Source organism: Sphingomonas populi (assembly GCF_004208535.1).
Taxonomy (GTDB): Bacteria; Pseudomonadota; Alphaproteobacteria; order Sphingomonadales; family Sphingomonadaceae; genus Sphingomonas; species Sphingomonas populi.
Map to the genome: position 1 here is coordinate 1 of NZ_SGIS01000002.1, position 21,267 is coordinate 21,267.

Genomic DNA, 21,267 nt, shown 5'->3' on the forward strand with positions numbered 1-21,267 from the left:
ATCTGGCACAACTTCGAACAACTCTCGAAAACCACGCACCTGCATCTCCCGGTCTTTCCAGAAGACGCTTCAGAATCCTTTTTCCTGCCCGGCGCTACTCCCTCCAGCTCAAATGCGATTCCCCTGCTTGTCAGGGAGGGGAGAAGAAGGATGAGATCATGGCTGAGAAATTCGCGATCATCACCGGCGCCTCGACCGGCATCGGCTTCGAACTTGCAACGCTCGCGGCGAAGCACGGCTATGACATCCTCGTCGTCGCCGACGAGCCGCTGATCGAAGCGGCAGCGACCGACTTCGAGCAGTTCGGCACCGACGTGCAATGGGTCGAGGCCGATCTTTCGACGATCGAAGGCGTAGATGAGTTGCTGGCGGCGGCGGGCGGCCGCCAGATCGACCTGCTGTGCGCCAATGCCGGGCGCGGGCTTGGGCACGCGTTTCTCGATCAGGATCTCGCCGAGTGGCGGCGCGTGGTCGATACCAACATCACCGGCACCGCCTATCTGCTTCAGAAGGTGCTCACGCCGATGGTAGCGCGCGACGAGGGCAAGGTGCTCGTCACCGGCTCGATCGCCGGCTTTATCCCCGGCGCGTTTCAGGCGGTCTACAACGGCACCAAGGCGTTCGTCGACAGCTTCACCGATGCGCTACGCAACGAGATCGAAGAGTCGAAGGGCGTCACGTTGACCACGTTGATGCCGGGGCCGGTCGAGACCGAATTCTTCGAACGTGGCGACATGCTCGACACGTCGGTCGGCGCAAGCGACAGCAAGAGCGATCCCGCCGATGTGGCGAAGGATGGCTGGGACGCGGTGATGGCGGGCAAGGCCAGCATCGTCTCGGGCTGGAAAAACAAGGTGCAGGCCGCAGTCGCGCACATCACGCCCGCGTCGGTGCTTGCCGAACAGCACCGCAAGATGGCGGAGCCGGGAACGGCCGACAAGGCGTGATGGCGAGAGGCCGCGCCCGCCGTCGCGTGACGGCAGGCGAGGCCTCCTCTCACATCGTCAGAACGTCTCGCCGACCAGTTCCTCGCTCTTCGCCCACAGCGCCCGGGCGTTGTCAGGGTCGATCGCATAGGGGCGCACGCCTTCGCTCATTACGCTGAGCGCGCCTTCGGTAACGTTGGTGGTGACGTGGCAATTTTCACAATACTTCCCGCCGATGTCGTCGGCGTCGCCGACCACGCCAGCCCAGACCGAGGTCGCGGCGCCCTGCGGTATCGTCTTCCAAGCAAAGGCCGGCTTGCCCTCGGCGGCGAGATCCGCGTTGATCTGCGCGGCCATCGCTTCGACCGTGCTATGGTCGAGGTGACGGCCGAGCTCGGTCTGGATGCCGCCGGGATGCACTGCCGCTGCGCGCACGCCACGGTCGCGGTGGCGCCGGTCGAACTCGACCGCGAACAGGATGTTGGCGGTCTTCGCACGGCCATAGGCCACCCACGGATCATAGTCGCCGCGCGTGAAATTGGGGTCCTCGAGATCGACGTTGGCGAAGCGATGCCCTGACGAAGCAAGCGCGACCACACGACCGCCCGGCCGCAGCAGCGAGGCGAGCCGGTTCACCAACACGAAATGGCCGAGATGGTTGGTGCCGAACTGAGTCTCGAACCCATCGGCGGTGCGGCCGAACGGCGCCGCCATCACGCCGGCGTTGTTGATGATGACATCGAAGGGTTTGCCCTCTGCCACCAGCGCATCGGCGGCGGCGCGCACGCTGGCGAGGCTGGCGAGATCGAGTTCGATCAACGCAAGGCTGCCGCCGTTGGCGGCTGCGGCGCGCACCACCTCTGTCGCGCGTTCGGCCTTGGCGAGATCGCGCGCGGCACCCACCACTTGCGCGCCGTGTGAGACGAGCGCCCGCGCGGTTTCGACGCCCAGGCCTGCGGAGACGCCGGTGACGAGGATGCGCTTGCCGGAAAGGTCGACCCCGGCGAGCACGTCGTCGGTGGTGGAGGTCGCGCCAAATTGCTGAGCCATATGCTGTTCCTTTGAAGGCGGGCGACGTTGCCTCTTGCGCTACGCTACGGTATCAGGAGGGCGTCTCCGTTTAAATGCGGAGGGTTCCTCCGTTTTCAAGGGTTCGGCGTAGAAAAGTGGTGATGTCGGCGCAACCGCCTGTGCGAAAACCGCGCGTCGATGCCGAACGCAACCGGCTCAAACTGCTCGCCACCGCGAAAGCTGTGTTCGCGAGCAAGGGCATGGACGTTGGGCTGGAAGAGATCGCACGCGAGGCCGGTTTCGGGATCGGCACGCTCTATCGCCATTTCTCGACGCGCGAGGCGCTGATCGTGCAGGTCTATCGCAACGAGGCCGACCAGCTTGCCGCCGCCGCAGAGCGGCTGGCGATCGAACAGCCACCCGTCGCGGCGTTGCGCGCGTGGATGCTGCTGTTCGTCGAGTATTTTGCGACCAAGCAGATCATCGCCGGCGCGCTCGCGACGATGGTGAGCGGGCGCGAACTCTATGCGACGTCGGGTGGACAGATCACCAAGTCGATGACCCTGCTCACCGACCGCGCCGTCGCCAGGGGCGAGATCCGGCTGACGGTCGAGCCGCTCGATCTGTTGCGCGCTGTGGCCGGCGTCGCCAATGGCGGCGCCGGGTCGGACTGGGAGGCGCATGCGCGCGCGATGGTCGATATCCTGATCGCGGGGCTGCGGGTTCCGGGCGGGGACGTGCCTACGTCCGGTTGAGTGCCGCTGCGGCTTGTATCAGTGCCTTGAACGCCTCGGCATCAAGCGTCTGCCCTTGCGCGATGTCGATCGCGCGGCGGACATTGCCGTCGAGGCTGGCGTTGAACAGCCCGGCGGGATCGTCGAGCTTCGCGCCCTTGGCGAAGGTCAGCTTGACGACGCTCTTGTAGGTTTCCCCCGTGCAGAGCATGCCGCCGTGATACCAGACCGGCACGCCGCGCCACTTCCAGTCTTCGGTCACGTCGGGCAGCGCTTCGTGGATCAGCGCGCGGACATGCGCGAGCATTGCGCCGCGCCAGTCGGCCAGTTCGGCGATGCGCGCATCGATGCGTTCGGAGGGATTGGCGCCTGCGATATCGGTCATGCCTCGTCTTCCGCTATTTCCGCAAAGGATACCGGCCGGGGATCGGGTTCGGCAAGCGCATCGAACAGCGGCAGCGCCTCCGCTTCGGCGCCATCGAAGTTCGAAACCGTCACGCCGACCAGCCGGATTCCCTTCGGCGTCGGCAGCACCGATCGCACCAAGGCGAGGCTGGCTTCGTGGAGGTCGGCGCGGGTGCGGATCGGGCGGGTGGCGCTGCGGCTGCGGGTGATCTGCTGGAAGTCCTGATATTTGATCTTCACCGTCACGGTGCGCCCGAACGCCTGTGCGCTTTCGCACCAGCGCCACACGTCTTCGGCCATTTCGAGTACGCCCGCTTCGATCTCGGCCGGGTCGGTAAGGTCGGTCCTGAAGGTCGTCTCGGAGCCGGAGGATTTGCGCACGCGATCCGGGTTGACCGGGCGATCATCGACGCCGCGCGCGATCGCGTAATACCAGTCCGCCGCGCTGCCGAAATGCTCGGCGAGGAACGCGCGCGATTTGGCGCGCAGATCGGCGCCGGTCTCGATGCCGAGCGCCGCCATTTTCCGCGCGGTGACCGGGCCGACGCCGTGGAAGCGCGACACCGGCAGCGTCTCGACCCAGGCGGCGCCCATGTCGGGCGTGACGGCGAACTGGCCGTTGGGTTTGCGATGGTCCGAGGCGAGCTTGGCGAGGAACTTGTTGTACGAGATGCCGGCGGAGGCGGTCAGCCCGGTTTCCTCGAGGATGCGCGCGCGGATCGCCTTGGCGGTCGCCCAGGCGGTCGGCAGGTTGCGCAGGTTGGCGGTGACATCGAGATACGCCTCGTCGAGCGACAGCGGCTGGATGATGGGGGTGAATTCGGCGAAGATCGCATGGATCTGGCGCGAGACCGATTTGTACACGTCGAAGCGCGGCCGCACGAACACCAGATCGGGGCAGCGCCGCAGCGCCGTGACCGAGGGCAGCGCCGATTTCACCCCGAACGTACGCGCCTCATAGCTCGCCGCCGCCACCACGCCGCGCGCCGAGGCCGAGCCGACCGCGACGGGCTTACCCCTAAGCGCCGGATCGTCGCGCTGCTCGACCGACGCGTAGAAGGCGTCCATGTCGATGTGGAGGATTTTCCGCACGTCCATGTGGCGAGGATAGCGGATAACGAACGGAAGGGGAACGTGGGTGTTGTCCAGCCGCTGCCGTCATCTCCGAGTCGCCCCCAAACGTCGTCCCGGCACCAACCCCAAACGTCATCCCAGCGGAAGCTGGGATCTTTCCGTGCAGGCCGCAGCGCCCGCCCCGGGGAGACCCCAGCTTTCGCTGGGGTGACGATCTTGGGCTAAGCCTTCCGCCCCGCGATCGTCTTCAACGCCACCACCAGCGCGTCCAGTTCCGCTGGCGCGGTATAGATTTGCGGGGTCACCCGCACGCCCTTCACCTCGCCGCGATCGATCGCGACGGTGTAGATGTTGTGGTCCTTGAGCAGCGTCTCCGCCAGCGCGGCCGGTGCAACGCCGCGCACGCCGACGTTGGCGATGGCGCAGGTCCGCTCGGGCGCGCGGGGGGTGTTCAGATATACGCCGGGGATCGCGCGTGCGCGGCTCGTCCAACTGTGCTGGAGGAAGCGCAGCCGTGCCATCTTGCGTTCCGAGCCGATCGCCTGATGGAAGGCGATCGCGCGCGGCAGCGTCAGGTCGCTGTGGATCGGGTGGGTGCCGCGATGGTTGAGCTTGCGGATATCGTCGTCGGCCATACTGGCATCGCCGAACATCGGCCACAGCCCGGCGATACGATCACGCCTGACCCACAGCACGCCGAGGCCGAGCGGCGCCGACAGCCATTTGTGCAGCGAAGCGCCGAAATAATCGCAGCGCAGATCGGCGATCTTGTAATCGAGATGGGCGAAGCTGTGTGCGCCATCGACCATCACCGGCACGCCGAGGCCATGCGCCATGTCGCAGATCGCCGCGACCGGCAGCACCTGTCCGGTGCCGCCGACGATGTGCGAGACCATCAGCAATTTGGTCTTGGGCGTGATCGCCTTGCGGTAGATTGCGATGATCTCGGCGTCGCTCGCCGGATCGAGCGGCAGTTGCACGATGCGGTTGACGATGCCGTGGCGCCGCGCCTGGAGCGCGAACATGTCCATCATCGAGCCATAGTCCTGCGTCGCCATCACCGCTTCGTCGCCGGGCTGCCACGCGATGCCGTTGATGATCGTATCGAGCGATTCGGTGGTGTTGCGCGTGACGACCAGTTCCTCGACCGGCACGCCCGCGAACGCGGCGAGGGCGGTACGCATCTTCACCACGTCGGTATCGAGCTTCGTACGCATGTAATGCGAGGCCTCGCCGTTGATCGCCCCGGCGTTGGCCACGAAGGCGTCGAACACGTCCTTCGGCTGGAAGCAGTAGAAGCCGTTTTCGAGATTGATGAAGCGGTTGTCGGTCGGGAAGTGGGTGCGGATTTCGGCCCAGAACGCTTCGTCCTGCGCAAGCTCAGCGGGCGCGCGCGCGGCGAAACCGGGCGAATCGAGCAAGGCGGCGAGCGACACCGCGCCGGCGGTCTTCAGGAAATCACGCTTGTTCATCGATTATGCCCCCCGGCTGCTTGCTGACCCCGTGATCGCCCCCGGCACCGCCGAGGGCGTGCCTTCAGAACTCCACTTCCAGTTCGATCATCTCGTCCGGCTCGGCGAGCGCGGCGGCGATCCATTCCTGCACCGGCTCCCATGCCAGCACCGTGTCGCGATATTGCGCGGCGAGCGCTGGCAGCGCCACGTTGTAGGTGACGAAGCGCGTCGCCACCGGCGCGAACATCGCGTCGGCGACGGTCGGCGTCGCGCCGAACAGGAACGGGCCGCCGTAGCGCGTCAGGCACTCCTCCCAGATTTCTATGATGCGCTCGATATCGGGTTTCGCGCCCGAGAAGACCTTGAAGCTCTCATGCCGCACGCGCAGATTCATCGGCAGCGCCGAGCGCAGATTGTAGAAGCCGGAGTGGATTTCGCCCGAGATCGCCCGGCAATGCGCGCGCATCGCGAGGTCAGCCGGGTACATGCCCGCATCGGGGAAACGCTCGTTGAGATAGCCGCCGATCGCCAGCGTATCCCACACGCTCACCTCGCCGTCGGTGAGGCGCGGCACGCGGACGGAGGGGGAGAGCAGCAGCAGTTCGGCGCGGGTATCGGCATCGACCGGCACCATCTGCTCCTCGACCTCCAGCCCGGCGAGCTTGCACAGCAGCCAGCCGCGCATCGACCAGGATGAGTAGTTCTTGCTCGAAAGCGTCAGAATCGCGGTCATGCATACCCTCCGCGCAGACAGTGCGCGTAATCACGCTATGGTGCAATGCGGCAAAGCATGGTCAGATGCGCCGCGACTCACAGGGCGGGGACGAAAACGTTGCCAGATCTCTACGGCACCTATCAGGCCTTCACCGACATGATGACCCCCGCGCGGCTGGGCGCGCGGATGCTGCTCGACCAGCGCTGGGCGTGGGAGAGTGAGCCGCTCGGCAGTCGCATCGCCGCGCTCGCGCATCTCGTCGCCGAGACGCAGGTGACGCACAGCGAGCCGCCGTATCGCATCACCGAAGTGATGTCCGGGAATCAGTTGCTTGATGTGGAAGACGCGGTGGTGCTGTCACTGCCGTTCTGCGAGCTGCGCCATTTCGCCAAGGACGACCGCATGAATGGGGGCGGCGCCAAGCCCAAGGTGCTGCTGGTCGCGCCGATGTCGGGCCATTTCGCCACGTTGCTGCGCAGCACGGTGGCGACGCTGCTGCGCGATCATGACGTGTACATCACCGGCTGGCGCAACGCGCGCGACGTGCCGTTGTCGGCCGGAGCGTTCGGCTTCGACGATTATGTCGAATATGTGATCCGCTTTCTCGAACATCTGGGACCGGGGGCCAATATCGTCGCGGTGTGCCAGCCGTGCGTGCAGGCGATCGCCGCCGTCGCGGTGATGGCGGAGGACGATCACCCGTGCCAGCCGCGCACGATGACGCTGATGGGCGGACCCGTCGATCCGCGCGTGTCGCCGACCGCGGTCAACGATCTCGCCATGTCGCAACCCTTGGCGTGGTTTCGCGATACGCTGATCTCGACGGTGCCGTGGCGCTATGTCGGGCGCGGGCGCAAGGTCTATCCCGGTTTCCTCCAGCTTTCCGCCTTCATGGCGATGAACCGGGACAGGCACGTCGCCCAGCATCTCAAGCTCTACCAGCATCTCGCCGAGGGCCGCGATGCCGAGGCGCAGACGATCCGCGATTTCTATGACGAATATTTCGCGGTGCTCGACATGACTGCCGACTTCTATCTCGAAACCATCGACAAGGTGTTCCAGCGCGCGCTGCTGGCCAAGGGCGAACTGACCTATCGCGGCAGCCCGGTCCGCCCCGAACTGATCCGCAAGACCGCTTTGCTCACGGTCGAGGGCGAGCGCGACGATATCTGCGCGGTCGGCCAGACGGCGGCGGCGCATGATCTGTGTGCGTCGCTGCGCCCGCATCTCAAGCGCCATCACCTCCAGCCCGGTGTCGGCCATTACGGCGTGTTCAGCGGCGGTAAGTGGGAACGGCAGATCTACCCGCAGGTCCGCAGCCTCGTGCTGGCGATGCAATAGGCGCGGGGACGAACTCAGCCGTCGTTCAGGTCGAAATCCTCAGGGGTGCCAGTGTTTTACAAATCGGAGTTGTGCGTGCGTTCTCTGTGTCTTGCGGGTGTTGCTGTGATGCTGGGCGCGGCGGCGCCCGCCGAACCGCCGGTGGTGCGGGTGCGGCTCGATACCACCGCCGGGCCGATCACGCTGGCGATCGATTATCGCCACGCGCCCAAGACGGCGGTCAATTTCCTGCAATATGTCGATGACGGCCGGCTCGACGGCACCAGCTTCTACCGCGCCTCGCGCAAGGCCGGGCATCCCGAGTTGGGCTTCGTGCAGGGCGGGATCGGCACCGACGCGCGGCGCAAGCTCGACATGCTGCCGCTGGAGCCGACCAGCCAGACCGGGCTGCGCCATGTCAGCGGCGCGATCTCGATGGCGCGCTATGCCAATCCGGCGTCGGGTTCGGCCAATTTCTCGCTGCTGGTCGGTCCGAGTCCCAATCTCGACGCCAAGCCGGGATCGCCGGGCTATGCGGTGTTCGGCCATGTCCTGAGCGGCATGGACGTGGTGAAACGCATGCTCGTGATGCCAACCGCGCCGGGTGGTGACGAGGACATGAAGGGGCAGATGCTGGTTCGCCCGATCACCATCGTCCATGCGGTGCGGCTGGATGGGACGCCGAAGCCGACCGGGCGGCCGAAGGTGTGGCTGATGTTCAAGGGGCTTTGAGCCGGCGCGCCATCGTCACCCCAGCGTAAGCTGGGGTCTTTGGCGATTAGCGCGGGACAGGAGCCGCGAGAGGCCCCAGCTTTCGCTGGGGTGACGTTCGGGGCCAGGCTATCCCCGCGCCGCGAACCACGGTGTCATCCGCCGCAGCGCCTCTTCGATGCGGTCGGTCGAGACCGCGAAGCTGAAGCGCATGAAGCGGTGCCCGTCGATGGGATCGAAGTCGATTCCCGGCGCGGTGGTGACGCCGGTTTCCATCAGCAGCTTCATGCAGAACGCCATGCTGTCGTCGGTCAGATGGCCGATGTCGGCGTAGATGTAGAACGCCCCGTCGGGCGGCGCGATGCGGCGCAGGCCGAGCGCGGGCAGGGCATCGAGCAGCAGCGCGCGGTTGGTCGCATAGGTGCGGATATGCCCCTCCAGCTCGTCGCGGCAGTCGAACGCGATCAGCCCGGCGTGCTGGGCGAGCGAGGGCGGCGTCAGGAACAGATTGCCCATTCGCGCGCGCGCCGCGTCGATCAGCGCGGGCGGCACCACCAGCCAGCCGAGCCGCCAGCCCGCCATGCTGAAATATTTGGAGAAACTGTTGACGATCAGCGCGTCCGGCTCGTCCTGCAACACCGATCGCGCCGCCGCGCCGTAGCTGAGGCCGTGATAGATTTCGTCCGAGATGATGCGGATGCCGCGCCGACGGCACACCGCCACGATCGCGGCGAGTTCGTCGGGCGCGATGATCGTGCCGGTCGGGTTGGCGGGGCTGGCGAGGATCAGCCCCTGCGGCGCGGGATCGAGCGCTTCGATCGCGGCGGCGGTGATCTGAAAGCGTTCGGCCTCGCCGCAGCCGATCTCGACGGGGTCGAGGAACAGCGCCTTGACCGTATTGCGGTACGAGACATACCCCGGACGGGCGAATGCCACCCGGTCGCCCGGCGCGAACAGGCAGGAGAGCGCGAGCACGAAAGCGGGCGAGGCGCCGCAGGTGAGGATCACCTGTTCGGGATCGACCGGCACGCCGTAGCTGTCGGCATAATGCCGCGCGATTCGGGCTTTGAGCGGGCTGCTCTCCCAATAGCCCATGCCATCGCTATCGAGGATGCGGTGTGCCTCGGCGATCGCCGCCGCCGGCGCGCCGGTCGAGGGCTGGCCGAACTCCATGTGGATCACCGAGCGGCCCTCGGCGGCGAGCTGGTGCGCGGCGCGGCTGATGGCGATGGCGTGGAACGGGTCGATCGTTGCGGTCATGCCGCCTGCTTAACGCGCGCCGTCGCCGACACAAACCCTAGTCGGACAGGTCTTCCAGCATCTTGATAGCGTGGATCGGGCATTGGTTGACGCGCGCGCGGAAGTCGGCCGAATAGTCATACACCTCGCGGCGCACGCGGTTTATCGCGCCGAGCGGCTGGTGCGCGGCGAGGCCGTGCCACGGGCTGTAGGAGAGCAGATCTTCTTCGGACTGGCTGACGCCGTTGCGCCACGATGTCTGCGGCGCGGCGGCGAAGGTGGCGACGGTGACGAATGGGCTTGCGGCTTCGTCCCAGCGCACGGTCGGGTCTTCGACCGGCATCGTCTCCAGATCGGCGCACAATTGCACGCGCACTTCCCAGGTGCCGCACTGCTCGATCATCACGTCGGCGATGTCCTCGCGCAGCGCGTCGGGGCGGTTGTGGACGTTGACGATCTCGCCGGTCCGCTCGGTGAGACTGGGCGAGACCGGCGCGAGCGAAAATTTCGCGATATAGGCGCCGTAGCGATAGGCAGTCTGCGAATAATAGGTCTCGCCAAGCGGATGCACCTCGGGCGCGCCACCGAGTTGTGTGATGAGGGCCGACTTGCCGCCAAGCGCCTCCAGCGCGCCCTCGACGACACGCAACGTTGCCGACAGCGCGACCTTGGCGCCTTCGGCACGGTCGGTCGTCGCGGCGAGCAGTTTGAGGTTCTTGGCGAAGGCGGCGGGGCTGCGCGCGCCGAACACGGGGCCGTTGACCATCAGGAAATCCTGCTCGCCGCCATGTTCGCCCTGGAGCCGCTCGCCTGGAACGCCGAGCACCTTGAGCGCCGCGCCGCGCGGCGAACTCACCGCATCGTCGAGGATGTCGCCGGGCGACGTCGACAGGCGGAGCACCGCTTCGTAGCTACCCGGTTGCGCGAACAACCCTTGCGCGAGTTCGGGCGGGAGGCCGGGCAGGACCGAGACCTCGCCCTTGATGATGCCGTGCCCCTTGGCATGCACGCCGCGCACGGCATGGCCGTAATCCTGCGAGGTCGTCTCAAGGATGTGCCTGAAGCTCGCCTTGAGCGAGGCGACCGCGTCGGCTTCGTCCGGGGAGAGTGTCTCGACCGACGGATCGAAGGGGACGAATGTGGTCACGGCGCGCTCCTGCAAGGCATCACCGTCAACTGCCGCAACGCCTGCCAGTTCCGGGGCATGGGACAAAGGTTGATGCGGATCAGATATTTCGCCGCGCCAGCACCTCCTGCGCCGCGCGGATGCCGCTTTCCCATGCGCCATGCGCAGTCGAGAAATCGGTGGCGTGCGTCGCTTCGCCAGCGAAGACAATGCGATCGCCGATCGGCCGTGCCAGTGTCGCGCGGGCGTGCGCCTGGCCGGGCAGGGCATGGCTGTACGACCCGTTGACCCATGCCGTTCGGCACCATGCGGAAGCGGCGATCGGCCGGAGGTGGCGGCGCACATCGCTTCCCAACAAGGCCGCGAGTTCGTCAGACGCGATTCGGAACGCCTCGGCGATGCCGCCGCGTTCGAGCAGGTCTGCGCCGGGGCCGCCGAAGAAGGCTTCGATCACCGGCTGGCCGAGCGGGCGGATATAATAGCTGCCGGTGTTGGGATCGCGCGGGTTGCCGATCAGGTGGGTCTCGGCTTCGAAATCGTGATCGCCGACCAGTTCGAAGAACAGCTTGTCGGCCAGCCCGAGGGGCAATTGCGTCGCGGCATGGAGATGATCGGTCGCGGCGGCATCGAACGCGATCGTACCGCTGGCGAGCACGTTGGTGGAGGCGGTGACGATCGCCGCGCCCGCCGTCACCGTGCCGCGATCGGTGTCGATCCGCACGCCACGCGGCCCGAGCGCGACGCGCCGCACCGGCGTCGCCAGCCGCAGATCGACCTGCGGCAAGCGCGCGGCGAGCAGCGCGCCATAGCCCTCGCGTACCCGCCAGTTGGCTTCGCTCGCGGCATCGTCATAGGCGAGAAAGTCGGTGATCGAGAGCCGGTCGAGATCGGCGCCGTTCATGTATCCGCTCAGCGCGCGGCAGAAGGGGTTCCATTCCGCGCCCGGCTCCAGCGCATCCGAAGCGCGGTCGCTCGCTGGCGGGGCGTGGTGGAACCGTTCGTCCAGCGCGGCCCAGGCATCGCCTGCGGCGGCTTGCTCCTCGGCGTTGAAGCCGAGACTGCGCCATTGCTGTTGCCATGCCGACGGGCCGCGATCGATCGTGAAGTTCGCGGCTTCGCCCTCGGCGACGAGCGGGTTGCGTTCCGCCGAATGCAGCCAGCCGCAGCCGAGATCGAGCGACATCCCCGCTACGCCGACAGTCCAGCCGCGCCCGCCGACGCGGTCGCTCGCTTCGAGGACCAGCACCGACTGACCCGCCGCGACCAGCGCACGCGCCGCCGCGATGCCAGCCGCGCCGGCGCCGATGATCGCGACGTCATGATCCATGCTGATGCTCCGCTTCGCAGGGCCGGGTATGGGGCCGGCTATATCGATCGCGCGGGAACGCTTGGCAATCGCCGGACGTACCGCGAAAAAATTCTGGATATGTCGGCGAAACGCGCATCTTTATGCGCCGCCGCGCATTGCAGTGAGCGAACCGTCAACACCATCAGGGGGACATTCATGGAACAGGATCGGATCTCGCAAGTCCGCCAGCGCGCGCATGCGATCTGGATCGAGCAAGGCCAGCCCGAGGGCGCCGCCGACCAGCATTGGGCACAGGCCGAAGCCGAGTTCGACACCGCTGAGGCCTCCGCGACGATCACGCCCGCGAGCGCGGACGTTGCCGCGCCTGAAGCCCCTGCCGAACCCGCGCCGGAAACGGTGGCGACGCCGGAACCCCCCGTCGCGGCAGCGCCGGCGGCCAAGAAGCCGGTGAAGCGCAGGGTGAAGCCGCTAACGCCGATCCGCTGAGGTCCGCCCGCGTGTGCGGGCATCCAGCCGTCCCACGCCATCCCGTTGACTGAGGGAGACTATCTTGCGTCCAACTGCCGACCGCCTCGATGGCGGTTCTCCGTATCCGCTTGGCGCGACCTTCGATGGTCTGGGCGTTAATTTCGCGATCTTCTCCGCCCACGCCGAAAAGATCGAACTGTGCCTGTTCGAACCGAGCGGCAAACGCGAGATCGCGCGCTACACGCTCCCCGAATGGACCGACGAGGTTTGGCACGGCTATTTGCCCGATGCGCGGCCGGGCTTGCTGTACGGCTACCGCGCCTATGGCCGCTATGCCCCCGAGGAGGGGCATCGCTTCAACCCCAACAAGCTGCTGCTCGATCCCTATGCGCGCCGGCTGTCGGGCGCGATCAAGTGGAGCGACGTGCTGCATGGCTATCCGGTGCGCGGCCGGCGCGCCGATCTCGGCTTCGACAAGCGCGATAGCGCGCCGGCGATGCCTAAGGCGATCGTCACCAACGACGCGTTCGACTGGTCGCGCGATGTGCGGCCCAATACGCCCTGGTCCGAGACGGTGATCTACGAAGCGCACGCCAAGGGGCTGACCAAGCTGCTCGATCTCGTGCCGCCGCGCGAGCGTGGCACCTTCGCCGCGCTGTCGCATCCGCATGTGATCGACCACCTCAAGCGGCTCGGCGTCACCGCGCTCGAACTGATGCCGATCCACGCCTTCACGCAGGATCGCTTCCTGCAGGAGCGGGGTTTGCGCAATTACTGGGGCTATAACAGCCTGAGCTTCTTCGCGCCCGAACCCGGCTATTTCTCCAGCGATTCGCATGACGAGCTTCGGCTGGCGGTGCGGCGGCTGCACGCGGCCGGGATCGAGGTGATCCTCGACGTCGTCTACAACCATAGTTGCGAGGGCAGCGAACTCGGCCCGACCCTGTCGTGGCGCGGCCTCGACAATGCGACCTATTACCGGCTGGTGCCCGATCAGCCGCGCTATTGCATCAACGACACCGGCACCGGCAACACCTTCAAGCTCGATCATGCGCGCGTCATTCAGATGGTCGCGGATTCGCTGCGCTATTGGGCGACCTCGTTCGGGATCGACGGCTTCCGCTTCGATCTCGGGCTGACGCTCGGGCGGACGGACACCGGCTTCGATCCCAACGCCGGCTTCTTCGATGTGCTGCGGCAAGACCCGATCCTCGGCCAGTTGAAGCTCATCACCGAGCCGTGGGACGTCGGCATGGGCGGCTATCAGCTCGGCAATTTCGGGCCGGGCTTCGCCGAGTGGAACGACAAATATCGCGATACGGTGCGCGGCTATTGGCGCGGCGATCCCGGCAAGCGGGGCGATCTCGCCGCGCGGCTGTCCGGGTCGGGCGATCTGTTCGATCGGCGCGCGCGGCGGCCGTGGGCGAGCGTCAACTTCGTCACCAGCCATGACGGCTTCACGCTCGCCGATCTCGTCTCCTATGAGGAGCGCCACAACGAGGCCAATGGCGAGAACAACAACGACGGCCATGACAACAACATCTCGCGCAACTGGGGCGCCGAGGGGCCGACCGACGACGACGCCATTCTCAAGACGCGCGGCACGGTGCAGCGTTCGATGCTGGTGACGCTGTTCGCCGCGCTCGGCACGCCGATGCTGGTGGCGGGCGACGAGTTCGGACGCACGCAGGGCGGCAACAACAACGCCTATTGCCAGGACAATGAGATAAGCTGGCTCGACTGGAATCAGGCCGACAGCCCCGAAGCCCAATCACTCTATGCCTTCACGTCGCGGCTGATCGCGCTGCGCAAGAAGCATCAGGTGCTGCGCTCGGCCAACTTCCTGTATGGCGAGAACTCGCCCGGTTACGGCATCAACGACATCGAATGGTGGGACGAGCGCGGCAATACGCTCTCGCCCGAGGATTGGGACAATCCCGAAGGCCGCGCGCTGGCGATGCGGCGTGCGGTCGCGCTCGACGATGGGCGGATCGAGGCGATCACGATGTTGATGAATGCGAGCGACGACGCGATCACTTTCCAGTTGCCCGCGCCCTTTTCGGATCGCGAGGTGCTGATCGATAGCGCGCAGCCCGATCTCGAACCGATCGCGATCGGCGATACCTATGCGGTGCAGCCGCATGCCGCCGTGCTGATCCGCTGGCTGGCGGACAAGGAAGACGCATGAGCCTGTGGGGACCGCGCGTTTCGGCGGATGGCGCCACGCTGTTCCGGCTATGGGCGCCCGACCGGGACGCGGTGACGCTGGAGATCGACGGCGCCGCGCCGGTGGCGATGCGCGCGCGCGACGGCGGCTGGTTCGAGGCCGATGCGACCGCGCCGGCGGGCACGCGCTATCGCTTCCGGCTCGACGCCGATCTGGCGGTGCCCGATCCCGCGTCGCGATTGCAGTCGGGCGGCGTGCATGGCTGGAGCGTCGTCGTGCCAACCCCGTTCGTGCCGAGTGCAGTCGAGGCACAGAGCGATGCGTCATCTATCAGTCCCTCGACTTCGCTCGGGACGAACGGTGTGGGGGCGGGGCCGTGGCAGGGTCGTCCGTGGGAAGAGGCGGTCATCCAGGAAGTCCATGTCGGTGTGCTTGGCGGCTATGCCGGTGTCGCCGAAGCGCTGCCGGCGCTGGCCGAGCTTGGCATCACCGCGATCGAACTGATGCCGGTCGCCGCGTTCGCCGGCTCGCGCAACTGGGGCTATGATGGCGTGCTGCCGTTCGCGCCCGCCGAAGCGTATGGCTCGCCGCACGATTTGCGCGCGCTGGTCGATCGCGCGCACGAACATGGGCTGATGATCCTGCTCGACGTGGTCTACAACCATTTCGGGCCGGACGGGAATTACCTCGGCGCGTATGCCGGCGATTTCTTCCATGCCGATCGCGATACGCCCTGGGGTGGCGCGGTGGCGGTCGACCGGCCCGAGGTCGCGGCTTATTTTGTCGAAAACGCGCTGATGTGGATCGCGGACTACGGCTTCGACGGGCTGCGTTTCGATGCCGTCCACGCGATCGGCAACACGGCGTTTCTCGACCGGATGGCGGCGGAGATCCGCGCGCACGTCGCCCCCGAGCGGCATGTCCATCTAGTCCTTGAAAATGAGTCCAACGATGCGGCGCGGCTTGGCGACGATGGCTTCGACGCGCAGTGGAACGATGATTTTCACAACGTCCTTCACGTCCTGCTGACTGGCGAGCGCGAGGGCTATTATGCCGATTTTGCGGAAGGCACGACGGAGAAGCTCGCGCGCTGTCTCGGCGAAGGCTTCATCTATCAGGGCGAGGGGATGCCGCATCAGGATGGTCGCCCGCGTGGCACGCCGAGCGCGCATCTGCCACCGACCGCGTTCGTCGCGTTCCTGCAGAACCACGACCAGATCGGCAACCGTGCGCTCGGCGAGCGGCTGACCACGCTCGTCGCGCCCGAGCGGCTGGCGGCGGCGACAGCGCTGCTGCTGCTCTGCCCGCAAATCCCGTTGCTGTTCATGGGCGACGAGGCGGGATCGCAGACGCCATTCTACTTTTTCACCGATTTCGACGACGCGCTTGCCGATATCGTGCGCGACGGCCGGCGCAGGGAGTTCGCGCATTTCGAGGCGTTCTCCTCCGAATCGGCGCGGGAGACGATTCCCGATCCCAACGCCCACGAGACCTTCGCAGCCTCGCGCCCGATCCCGCACGATGAGGCGGTCCGTTGGCGCGAGCTCTACCGTGAGCTGCTCGCGCTGCGGCATACAGCGATCGTACCCCGTTTGCGTGGCGCCACCGCTGACGGCGCCGAGGTACTGGGCGAGGGCGCGGTTCAGGCGGTGTGGACACTCGGCGACGGTGCGGTGCTGACGCTTGCGATCAACCTCGGCACCGAGCCGGTCTCTGTGCGGAGCGATACACCGCTCTATGCGATCGGCACGCCCGGCGCGCCGGCGAGCTTCGCCGCCTGGATCAAGGACGCCGCATGACCGACTTTCCGCCGCGCGCGACCTATCGCCTCCAGTTCAATCGCGACTTCCCCTTCGCGGCGGCCGAGGCGATCCTGCCGTATCTCGACCGGCTCGGCATCAGCCATGTCTATGCCTCGCCGATCACCGCCGCCGTCTCCGGGTCGCCGCACGGCTATGACGTGATCGATCCGACCCGGATCAACCCAGAACTCGGCGGCGAGGCGGGATTTCGCAGTCTCGTCGGCGCGCTCCGTGCGCGGGGCATGGGCATGGTCATCGATATCGTGCCCAATCACATGGGCGTGGCGGGTGGCGAGAACGCTTATTGGAACGACGTGCTGCGCCACGGGCAGGGCAGCCGCTACGCGCGCTGGTTCGACATCGACTGGAGCGAGCCGCTGCTGCTACCGATCCTCGGTGCGCCGCTTGGCGAGGTGATCGCGGCGGGCGACCTCAAACTGGTCGATGGCGCGCTCCGGTTGTACGGCGCGGACGGGCCGCCGCTTCGGCCTGACGTGGCGGTGGACGGCGATCTGCGCACGTTGGTCGAGGCGCAGCATTACCGGCCCGCCTCATGGCGGACAGCGAACGACCAGCTCAACTGGCGGCGCTTCTTCACCATCAACGATCTCGCTGGGCTGCGTGTCGAAGACCCTGAGGTGTTCGAGGCGACTCACGCGCTGTATTTCCGCCTGTTCGAACAGGGCATGATCGACGGCGTCCGCGTCGATCATATCGATGGCCTCACCGATCCTGCCGGCTATAGTCGCACGCTACGCGCACGCTTCGATGCGATCGGCGGCGGGCGGCGCGCCTATATCGTCGTCGAGAAGATCCTCGCCGAAGACGAGGCGCTTGCGCGCGACTGGGGGCTCGATGGCACCAGCGGCTATGACTTCATGCGCGACGTGACGGGCGTGCTGCACGCGCCGGAAGGCGAAGCGCCGCTCGGCGACCTGTGGGAGAGCATCAGCGACCGCCCCGCCGATTTCGCGGAGGAGGCGCTTGCCGCCCGTCAGCAATTGCTCGCCTGGCAGTTCGCGAGTCAGACCGACCGCTGCGTCGCCGCGTTCGTCGCACTCGCGCGTTCGGCGAGCGCCAGCCACCCTGCGTTCGAGGCGGTGACTCCGGCGATGCTGCGCCGCGCGATCGAGCGGTTGCTGTGGGTGTTCCCGGTCTATCGCAGCTACGGCCTCGGCAATCATGGCCCGGCGAGCGATGGGGCGCTGCTCGACCGCGCGCTGGCCGACAGCGCCGCCTTTTGCCCGCCCGGCGAGGCGGAGATCGCGCGCTATATCGTCGAATGGCTCGCCGGGCGCGGGCCGGGCGATGCCGCGCTTGCGGCGGAGGCGGTGCGCCGTTTCCAGCAACTCTCCGCGCCGATCGCGGCCAAGGCGGTCGAGGATACCGCATTCTACCGCCACGGCGTTTTGCTCTCGACCAACGATGTCGGTTTCGCGCCCGAACACTTCGCGCTCGACATCGCGCAGTTCCACGCCGCGACGGCGGCACGCGGGCGCGACTTTCCGCATGCGATGCTCGCCACCGCCACGCACGATCACAAGCGCGGCGAAGATGTCCGTGCGCGGCTTGCGGTGCTGAGTGGCGTGCCCGATCTGTGGGCGGAACGCGTCGCCGACTGGGTGGCGAGGAGCGGGTCGCACGGGGTCGATCCCGCCGATCGCTACATGCTGTTCCAGACGGTGTTCGGCGCCTGGCCGATCGATGCCGACCGCATCAAGGCGTGGCAGACCAAGGCGCTCCGCGAAGCGAAGCTGCGCTCGTCGTGGGAAGCGCCCGACGCGGATTACGAATCACGCTGCGCCGCATTGGTCGATACCTTGCTGGCTGACGCCGCGTTCATTGCCGATATGGAGGCGTTCGTGGAGCGGCTCGCGCCGGCGGCGACCGCCAATAGCCTCGTCGTCGCGGTGCTGCGCAACACTGTTCCCGGCGTGCCCGATTGCTATCAGGGGTCCGAGCTGGACGACTGGAGCCTGGTCGATCCCGACAATCGCCGCCCGGTCGATTATGCGGCGCGGTCCGCGCTGCTGGAGCGTGACGGCGATCCGCTATCGAAGCTGCATTTGATCGCGCGGCTGCTCGCGGCGCGGCGCGGCTCGCCGGCGCTGTTCGCGGAGGGCGCGTATCGGCCGGTCGAAGTCTCGGGCACGCGCGCCGGGCATGTGCTCGCCTTCACCCGTACCCACGGCGCCGAGCGGTTGGAGTGCGCGGTGGTGCTCAAGGCGGCGTCCGCGCAGATCGCGGCGGGGCGGGCTACACCCGACGCGGATTGGTGGGGGGACACGACCATCGACTTTGCCGACCCCGTGCCGGCTGCGAACCTGTTCGTCACCGCGCCATATCATATCCACATAGCCTCTTAGCGGCGGGGGCATATCGCTCTATGCACGGGCTTCGCAGCCGGAGCCTGTCGTGCGTTTCCAGAATTTCGACCTTAACCTGCTGGTCGCGTTACGCGCGCTGATCGAGGAACGCAGCGTCACCCGCGCCGCTGAACGTGTCGGTCTCAGCCAGCCGGCGATGAGCGCCGCACTCAAACGGCTGCGCGAGGCGCTCGGCGACGATATCCTCGTCGCCAACGGTCGCGCGATGATCCCGACCGCGCATGCGCAGATGCTCGCGCCGATGCTCGACGATCTGCTCGGTGGAATGCAGTCGCTGATCGCCGCCGCGAACGTGTTCGATCCGGCGACCTCGAAGCGGGTGTTCCGCATCGTCGCCTCGGATTACATCACGATGGTGCTGGTCGCGCCGCTGCTCGCCGAACTGGAACGCGACGCGCCGCAGATCGGTATCGAGATCACCCCCGCGCGGGTCGGCGCGGAACTCAAGCTGGCGCGTGGCGAGATCGACCTGATGCTCGGCCCCGAACCGTTCCTTTCGCCCGAACACCCGACCCGGCTGGTGTTCGAGGAACGCTTCGTCGCGGTCGGGTGGCGCGGCAATCCGCGGTTCGAGCACGGCCTGAGCGAGCGCGACTATCTCGATAGCGGGCATATCGCCGTCGAGCTGGGCGGCCATTCGACCAATTTTGCCGAATTCGAGGCGCATCGGCTTGGCTATGAACGGCGTGTCGAGGTGGTCGCGCCGTCCTTCCTCGTCGTGCCGTGGATGCTGCTCGGCACGCAGCGTATCGCGACGATGCATGAGCGGCTGGCGCGCAAGCTGGTCGCCGACCTTCAACTCGTCATCGCGCCGCTGCCAGTGGCTATGCCGCCAATGCTGGAAATGGCGCAATATCATGCCGCACGCGAACGCGATGGCGGGTTGCAATGGCTGATCGATCGCCTGGTAGCGCAAGCCGCTACGCTCGATTGATCCATCCGGCGGATGTTTAAACATCCATACAATCATTTGTTCAAATGGCCGCGACCCCGCTAAACCGACGCGACAACATTGGAGAGGCGCAGTTGCCGCGCCGTACCACTTGATTCGAGAGGGTTCCCGAGATGAGCCGTGTCACAGAAATTCGTTATGTCGGCTATGGCGTCGTCGATTTCGACGCCGAGCGCCGCTTCTATGCCGACGATTGGGGTCTCGCCGAAGTCGCCGCGACCGACGAGGCCGCCTGGTTCAAGACCCACGGCCATGACGAGCATCATGTCGTCCGGCTCCGCAAGGCGGACGTCAACCATGTCGACGTGATCGCGTTCGCAGCCGATACGCGCGGCGATGTCGATGCGCTCCACGACACGGTGGTGGCGGCCGGATGCAAGATCGTCCATGCGCCGCGCGATCTCGACGCGCCGGGCGGCGGCTATGGCTTCCGCTTCTTCTCGCCCGACGGCCTGCCGTTCGAGGTGTCGAGCGACGTCGCGCGCGGCGACGCCCGCGATATCGCGCGTTGGGACGCGCTGCCGGTCAACATCAGCCATATCGTGCTGCACTCGCCCGATCATAAGGCGATGGTGCGCTTCTTCGTCGAGGTGCTCGGCTTCCGCGTGTCGGACTGGCTCGGTGATTTCATGTGCTTCCTGCGCTGCAATTCGGCGCATCACCGCGTCGCGATCCTGCCGGGGCCGCCGTGCCTCAACCATGTCGCGTATGACATGCTCACGGTCGATGACATGATGCGTGGCATCAGCCGGTTGAAGAAGGCGGGCACCGATATCCGCTGGGGGCCGGGGCGACACACCGCCGGCAACAACACGTTCAGCTATTTCACCACGCCGGGCGGCTTCGCGGTCGAATACAGCTCCGAACTGGAGCATGTCGATTTCGAGACGCACGAGGACAAGGTCCACGCGCCCAGCCCGACCGTGATGGACCAGTGGGGCACCGGCGTCGGCGGTCCGCAGACGATGCCGCATCCCGCGCCCGATCCGTGCCTGTTCCAGCCGGCGGCGATGTAATGCGGCTGCGCGCCGGCATGGCCGCGATGCTGTGCATGGCGGCGGTTCCCTGCGATGCGCGCCCCGCCGCGCACGCGGGCGACCGCAACCGCGCGATCATGGCCGATTTCGCCCACCGCTTCTACGACTTGCATGATGTGCGCGGTGCGTTCGAACGCTACGTTGCGCCGGATTATGTGCAGCACAACCCGGGCATCGCCGACGGTCGCGCCGCCGCGGTCGCGGCACTGGCGCCGATGTTCGCCAAGCCGGGCGGTCGCTTCGAAGTGAAGCGCATCCTCGTCGATGGCGACATGGCGGCAGTTCACCTGCGCGGCAGCGCCGACCCGACCAAGCCGGGCGCGGCGGTGGCGGATTTCTACCGGCTCAGGAACGGCAAGATCGTCGAGCATTGGGACGTGATCCAGCCGATCGCCGCCAGCACGGCCAATCCTCACCCCTATTTCTAAGA

Annotated in this window: 19 protein-coding genes; 11 read left to right on the plus strand and 8 right to left on the minus strand. The window is 66.7% G+C overall.

All coding sequences use genetic code 11. The features are described from left to right. Positions 1-158 precede the first annotated feature (158 nt). Complete coding sequence (locus tag EWE75_RS01365) at positions 159-947, plus strand: SDR family NAD(P)-dependent oxidoreductase (protein ID WP_130154916.1); 789 nt, start codon at positions 159-161, stop codon at positions 945-947. Positions 948-1,004: 57 nt separating this feature from the next. Here EWE75_RS01365 and EWE75_RS01370 read toward each other — a convergent pair whose 3' ends face one another. Continuing rightward, on the minus strand, positions 1,005-1,976 hold the full coding sequence (locus EWE75_RS01370; RefSeq protein ID WP_130154917.1) for an SDR family NAD(P)-dependent oxidoreductase: 972 nt from the start codon (positions 1,974-1,976) through the stop codon (positions 1,005-1,007). A 140-nt stretch (positions 1,977-2,116) separates the two neighbouring features. On the opposite strand from EWE75_RS01370, the gene EWE75_RS01375 reads away from it, so the two are divergent. Further along, positions 2,117-2,692 carry a TetR/AcrR family transcriptional regulator gene (locus tag EWE75_RS01375; RefSeq protein ID WP_206364651.1) on the plus strand — a complete coding sequence of 192 codons (576 nt, stop codon included), beginning with the start codon at positions 2,117-2,119 and terminating at the stop codon, positions 2,690-2,692. Here the strand turns inward: EWE75_RS01375 and EWE75_RS01380 are convergent. The 4 genes from EWE75_RS01380 to EWE75_RS01395 form a co-directional block, all read right to left on the minus strand. Next, positions 2,679-3,056, minus strand: coding sequence for a DUF1801 domain-containing protein (locus EWE75_RS01380; protein ID WP_130154919.1), 378 nt, complete (start codon positions 3,054-3,056; stop codon positions 2,679-2,681). The two genes, EWE75_RS01375 and EWE75_RS01380, sit on opposite strands and share 14 nt — an antisense overlap. Continuing rightward, on the minus strand, positions 3,053-4,174 hold the full coding sequence (gene dinB, locus EWE75_RS01385) for a DNA polymerase IV (protein ID WP_130154920.1): 1,122 nt from the start codon (positions 4,172-4,174) through the stop codon (positions 3,053-3,055). The genes EWE75_RS01380 and dinB overlap by 4 nt, the downstream gene beginning before the upstream one ends. A 197-nt stretch (positions 4,175-4,371) precedes the next feature. Then, positions 4,372-5,622, minus strand: coding sequence for an aminotransferase class V-fold PLP-dependent enzyme (locus EWE75_RS01390; protein ID WP_130154921.1), 1,251 nt, complete (start codon positions 5,620-5,622; stop codon positions 4,372-4,374). Between the two features lie 64 nt (positions 5,623-5,686). Further along, entirely contained in the window at positions 5,687-6,337 is a 651-nt protein-coding gene (locus tag EWE75_RS01395) for a glutathione S-transferase (protein WP_130154922.1), read from the minus strand. Positions 6,338-6,394: 57 nt separating this feature from the next. On the opposite strand from EWE75_RS01395, the gene EWE75_RS01400 reads away from it, so the two are divergent. Beyond that, positions 6,395-7,660, plus strand: coding sequence for a polyhydroxyalkanoate depolymerase (locus tag EWE75_RS01400; RefSeq protein ID WP_427915758.1), 1,266 nt, complete (start codon positions 6,395-6,397; stop codon positions 7,658-7,660). 108 nt (positions 7,661-7,768) lie between these two features. After that, positions 7,769-8,371 (plus strand): peptidylprolyl isomerase, encoded by a 603-nt coding sequence (locus EWE75_RS01405; protein WP_130155115.1) that lies wholly within the window; start codon positions 7,769-7,771, stop codon positions 8,369-8,371. Between the two features lie 108 nt (positions 8,372-8,479). Here the strand turns inward: EWE75_RS01405 and EWE75_RS01410 are convergent, their stop codons facing one another. The 3 genes from EWE75_RS01410 to EWE75_RS01420 all read right to left on the minus strand — a co-directional run bounded on the left by EWE75_RS01410 (position 8,480) and on the right by EWE75_RS01420 (position 12,042). Beyond that, positions 8,480-9,610 carry an aminotransferase class I/II-fold pyridoxal phosphate-dependent enzyme gene (locus tag EWE75_RS01410; protein WP_130154923.1) on the minus strand — a complete coding sequence of 377 codons (1,131 nt, stop codon included), beginning with the start codon at positions 9,608-9,610 and terminating at the stop codon, positions 8,480-8,482. Between the two features lie 37 nt (positions 9,611-9,647). Then, positions 9,648-10,736 (minus strand): catalase family protein, encoded by a 1,089-nt coding sequence (locus EWE75_RS01415; RefSeq protein ID WP_130154924.1) that lies wholly within the window; start codon positions 10,734-10,736, stop codon positions 9,648-9,650. A 79-nt stretch (positions 10,737-10,815) separates the two neighbouring features. Further along, positions 10,816-12,042 carry a flavin monoamine oxidase family protein gene (locus EWE75_RS01420; protein ID WP_130154925.1) on the minus strand — a complete coding sequence of 409 codons (1,227 nt, stop codon included), beginning with the start codon at positions 12,040-12,042 and terminating at the stop codon, positions 10,816-10,818. Positions 12,043-12,219: 177 nt separating this feature from the next. Here EWE75_RS01420 and EWE75_RS24870 point away from each other — a divergent pair, with 177 nt between their 5' ends. The 7 genes from EWE75_RS24870 to EWE75_RS01455 all read left to right on the plus strand — a co-directional run bounded on the left by EWE75_RS24870 (position 12,220) and on the right by EWE75_RS01455 (position 21,265). After that, positions 12,220-12,510 (plus strand): DUF2934 domain-containing protein, encoded by a 291-nt coding sequence (locus EWE75_RS24870; protein WP_165388234.1) that lies wholly within the window; start codon positions 12,220-12,222, stop codon positions 12,508-12,510. A 64-nt stretch (positions 12,511-12,574) separates the two neighbouring features. Next, positions 12,575-14,680 (plus strand): glycogen debranching protein GlgX, encoded by a 2,106-nt coding sequence (gene glgX, locus EWE75_RS01430; protein WP_130154927.1) that lies wholly within the window; start codon positions 12,575-12,577, stop codon positions 14,678-14,680. Next, positions 14,677-16,458, plus strand: a complete 1,782-nt coding sequence (gene treZ, locus EWE75_RS01435; RefSeq protein WP_130154928.1) for a malto-oligosyltrehalose trehalohydrolase — start codon at positions 14,677-14,679, stop codon at positions 16,456-16,458. The genes glgX and treZ overlap by 4 nt, the downstream gene beginning before the upstream one ends. Further along, complete coding sequence (treY, locus tag EWE75_RS01440; protein ID WP_130154929.1) at positions 16,455-18,827, plus strand: malto-oligosyltrehalose synthase; 2,373 nt, start codon at positions 16,455-16,457, stop codon at positions 18,825-18,827. Before treZ ends, treY begins: the two co-directional genes overlap by 4 nt. A gap of 49 nt (positions 18,828-18,876) precedes the next feature. Then, positions 18,877-19,782 carry a LysR family transcriptional regulator gene (locus tag EWE75_RS01445; protein WP_130154930.1) on the plus strand — a complete coding sequence of 302 codons (906 nt, stop codon included), beginning with the start codon at positions 18,877-18,879 and terminating at the stop codon, positions 19,780-19,782. A gap of 131 nt (positions 19,783-19,913) precedes the next feature. Further along, positions 19,914-20,816 (plus strand): VOC family protein, encoded by a 903-nt coding sequence (locus EWE75_RS01450; protein WP_130154931.1) that lies wholly within the window; start codon positions 19,914-19,916, stop codon positions 20,814-20,816. Next, positions 20,816-21,265 carry a nuclear transport factor 2 family protein gene (locus tag EWE75_RS01455; RefSeq protein ID WP_231708146.1) on the plus strand — a complete coding sequence of 150 codons (450 nt, stop codon included), beginning with the start codon at positions 20,816-20,818 and terminating at the stop codon, positions 21,263-21,265. Before EWE75_RS01450 ends, EWE75_RS01455 begins: the two co-directional genes overlap by 1 nt. Positions 21,266-21,267: the final 2 nt, after the last annotated feature.

Excerpts from the sequence above, each read along its gene's own strand:
- EWE75_RS01400 (WP_427915758.1), top strand. The coding sequence starts at position 6,395 with ATGGTCAGATGCGCCGCGACTCACAGGGCGGGGACGAAAACGTTGCCA.
- EWE75_RS01365 (WP_130154916.1), top strand. The coding sequence starts at position 159 with ATGGCTGAGAAATTCGCGATCATCACCGGCGCCTCGACCGGCATCGGC.
- EWE75_RS24870 (WP_165388234.1), top strand. The coding sequence starts at position 12,220 with ATGGAACAGGATCGGATCTCGCAAGTCCGCCAGCGCGCGCATGCGATC.
- EWE75_RS01370 (WP_130154917.1), bottom strand. The coding sequence starts at position 1,976 with ATGGCTCAGCAATTTGGCGCGACCTCCACCACCGACGACGTGCTCGCC.
- dinB (WP_130154920.1), bottom strand. The coding sequence starts at position 4,174 with ATGGACGTGCGGAAAATCCTCCACATCGACATGGACGCCTTCTACGCG.
- EWE75_RS01420 (WP_130154925.1), bottom strand. The coding sequence starts at position 12,042 with ATGGATCATGACGTCGCGATCATCGGCGCCGGCGCGGCTGGCATCGCG.
- EWE75_RS01410 (WP_130154923.1), bottom strand. The coding sequence starts at position 9,610 with ATGACCGCAACGATCGACCCGTTCCACGCCATCGCCATCAGCCGCGCC.
- EWE75_RS01450 (WP_130154931.1), top strand. The coding sequence starts at position 19,914 with ATGAGCCGTGTCACAGAAATTCGTTATGTCGGCTATGGCGTCGTCGAT.
- treZ (WP_130154928.1), top strand. The coding sequence starts at position 14,677 with ATGAGCCTGTGGGGACCGCGCGTTTCGGCGGATGGCGCCACGCTGTTC.
- EWE75_RS01405 (WP_130155115.1), top strand. The coding sequence starts at position 7,769 with ATGCTGGGCGCGGCGGCGCCCGCCGAACCGCCGGTGGTGCGGGTGCGG.
- EWE75_RS01390 (WP_130154921.1), bottom strand. The coding sequence starts at position 5,622 with ATGAACAAGCGTGATTTCCTGAAGACCGCCGGCGCGGTGTCGCTCGCC.
- treY (WP_130154929.1), top strand. The coding sequence starts at position 16,455 with ATGACCGACTTTCCGCCGCGCGCGACCTATCGCCTCCAGTTCAATCGC.
- EWE75_RS01455 (WP_231708146.1), top strand. The coding sequence starts at position 20,816 with ATGCGGCTGCGCGCCGGCATGGCCGCGATGCTGTGCATGGCGGCGGTT.
- EWE75_RS01380 (WP_130154919.1), bottom strand. The coding sequence starts at position 3,056 with ATGACCGATATCGCAGGCGCCAATCCCTCCGAACGCATCGATGCGCGC.
- EWE75_RS01395 (WP_130154922.1), bottom strand. The coding sequence starts at position 6,337 with ATGACCGCGATTCTGACGCTTTCGAGCAAGAACTACTCATCCTGGTCG.